At 56.0% G+C, this 3,105-nt stretch carries 1 protein-coding gene; it reads left to right on the plus strand.

Annotation, left to right across the window (positions count from 1 at the left end; genetic code table 11):
• The first annotated feature begins 1,599 nt into the window (after positions 1-1,599).
• On the plus strand, positions 1,600-2,292 hold the full coding sequence (locus IVB46_RS08580) for a helix-turn-helix domain-containing protein (RefSeq protein WP_247342492.1): 693 nt from the start codon (positions 1,600-1,602) through the stop codon (positions 2,290-2,292).
• The last annotated feature ends 813 nt before the right edge of the window (positions 2,293-3,105 follow it).

Below are 3,105 nucleotides of genomic sequence, written 5' to 3' on the forward strand. Positions count from 1 at the left end.
CGCAACCCGACCCGCTCCGACGGGGCGAGCGCTACCGTCTTGCCGAATGGCTTCAAAAAGAGAATTGACATCAATCCGCAATTAAAGGGCCGATTGACAAAAGCGCTGGGTGTGCAAATTTCACCGGCGCTGCTCGCCCGTGCCAATGCCACCATCGAATGAAACCGTGACTTCAGCTTTTGGCCCCCAGCGGCCGAAGTCCGTGTCCGCTGACACGTCAGCATTCAAGTCAAGAGCGGACTCGCTCTGCTCGAGGTGAGTTCGTCTCACTTTGACCCCAAGCGGACTCATAGTCCGCTGACAAACTGCCTGACGGATAGACCGATCAGCCCACGGGTGGCTGAGCAGGCGAGTTTGGCCCGGGGGATTTGTCTTCTTCGCGCCCTGGTCATCGCGGCTTATTATCGGGGCGTTCAATAAGTTCGTAAATCGGAACGTGGGTGCTTTCCGACCACGATTCTAGCGCGGCTCCGCAAACCGTGCAGACCGCGTCACCCGTATGCGGCGCCAAGAACTTCTCTTCAGTGCGTCTATACTCGGCGCCGCAATTGCATTGAACAATTGTCGCCTTCATTAGAATATCTGCCCAGAGGCAGCCGAGGAAAGAGAGCGCCAACTGAGGCGGCCCTTGGTCCGGCGTTCGTAATCCGGGTGAGTAGGCCCAGCTGCCGAGATTTAGGGCAACTCGGATTTGGCCGAGCTTTCGCTCCAGCTTTTCACGAAATGGACCCGGCTCTGCCTCGTTTAGCTGGGCCTGGATGCTAGTCTGGTCTGCGATCAGCTTCTCTCTCTCTCTCTCTCTCTCTCTCTCTCTCTCTCTCTCTCTCTCTCTTGAGATCGGAGTATCGCGCCATGCGTCCTCCTTTTCCCCTGCTTACGCGGTCCGACTTTAACGTTTTATGACATGCCTGGTTCGATTGGGTTCCTGTTGAAGAGATCTGAAACAATCTCCAACGCTGTAACCTAAGTTAATCGTGGGGCCTAACGAGATATCGCGAAATGGAACCCCATAGCCGAAGATCCGAGCGGATCGACCCTATGACCGCCCGGTCGATCTGTGACGAGGTGGGTGACCGATTGCAGAAGGACTTAACTCCAAAAGTCTCGCCTCTGCCGCCCTACCTCGAACGTCTAGTGGATGAATTGCGCAAACAGGAGCGTCATCTAGCCGATGGCGTCGAAAGCTGGCGCTACCGCTGACTGTTTCTTCACCATGCGGCGATAGTCGCGGCCATGTGAGCGCGTAAAGAAAAGCCGTCGCCGCTCTCAACCCGGCGGCGGCCTGCTTCTGCTAATCTTGTCGCTGAGTGCGGTTCTTGATGTTGCGCCGGCAAATCCGCTCATAAAGACTGAATTGATTGTTGCGGTGCATGAGTCTCTTCTTGGCCCGTAGCAGAAGTTTTTGATCTGGGGCCGGATGACGGCTTTTGGACTCATAGCGGACTAATCGCGCCTTCGCCCAGCGGTGGCGCTAGCAACCTTACATTGTTCCTTGGTACAATGACCTAAGGGACAATTACTGAATACGCTGGTCGGTCCAACGACCAGCAGGCACGAGAGGATTATTCAAGGAATTTGATGCGGAAGAGGAGCTGACCTATGTTTGTGCGTATCACAACGGATCGACGACCTCGGCCCAATGCGCTCGATGAATTTGGTTTATCGAGTGCATCTGACGCAATTATCAGCCTAAATGAGTTCACATACCGAAAAGGCACCGAAATCTTCGGCGAAAAAGAGCCCGCTGTGTATGTCTACCAAGTCAAACTTGGTGCGGTGCGAAGCTATAAATTGCTTTTAGACGGTCGGCGCCAAATCGGCGCCTTTCATTTAGCGGGCGACATTTTCGGGCTTGAAAACAGCGATAAGCATCGATTTACCGCAGAGGCGGTCGTCGAAACCATTGTGCGCCTGATTAAGCGAGAGAGCCTTCAATTGATGGCCGCAAGAGACGTGGTTGTCTCGCACAACCTGCTTAGTATGACGACCCGCAACCTAGAGCACGCAGAAAACCATATGCTGCTCCTAGGCCGCAAGACCGCGGTAGAAAGGGTCGCCGCCTTCCTGCTTGAGATGGATTGCCGGACTGGAGCGGACAAGATGTCGCTCCCCATGAGCCGCCGCGACATAGCGGACTATCTCGGCTTAACACTCGAGACCGTTTCTCGCGCGCTATCTCATTTGCGTAAAGCAGGCGTCCTTACGTTCCTCGACCACTATCAGCGAGAGATCATCTTAAACGACAGGCGGCGGCTTGCCGATTTCGATCCGCAAGGTTCGGCACAACCCTGATTCCAAAAGGCGCGAGGGGCCGTTCGGCGACGATGAGGGATACACAGTCCCTCCACATCGATGACCGCGACTGCTTATTGAGAGAGCTAAAGCGATAAGCCCGTTGATGTAGCTCAATGGGTTGCCGGCGATCTGGGTTCAAGGCTCTGCCATGAACAAGCCCTCCGAATCCGATAAGCGCGAGCCCAAGCCAACGCGCTTGGAGGAGGCGCGCCGGATCATTGAGGAGTACGCTAACGACCTGCGCGAGATAATAAGAAAACTCCGTGAGAAGATGAATTAAAGCCGCCCGCCTGGGCCTAAGGTCCGCACCTAAGTGCTTGCTCTTTCCGGCGCAGTCGAACGCTAGAACCGCGCTCATCGGGTTAGCAGCGTGTACGCACTTGGCCCATCGCGTACATATTGAACTGTCTGCGCTTGATCCGCTTCTTGGGGCCGAGCGGACGATCACGCTGCCGTCCTATCTTCTCTTCCCTCCCGGCCCCGCGCGTCACGGCGCGCGCATCCACACATCCCGCTCTTCATCGGCGGTTAGGATGGCCGGCATCGCTCGGGACGGGACGGATGGCTCGACCACCGCATTAGTTGCGTGTGTGCCTGTATCCTAATTCCCACACTTGCGACCAAAAGCATCCGTTTGTCGGCTTTCGAACAGACGGGCCAAATCCACTCCGTTTCAACTCCACGGTTGAAAGCAGTCATCGGTTGGGGAGACGGTACGCCTACGACGAAGGCCGCCTGATTGTCGCGTGCGCGCGGGCACGGCGAGCTATATGTGATGGCGTTGGGTGAAGGTCAGGCGGCTTGCTGAGC

It is taken from the genome of Bradyrhizobium sp. 61 (genome assembly GCF_023073075.1).
GTDB classification, from domain to species: domain Bacteria; phylum Pseudomonadota; class Alphaproteobacteria; order Rhizobiales; family Xanthobacteraceae; genus Bradyrhizobium; species Bradyrhizobium barranii.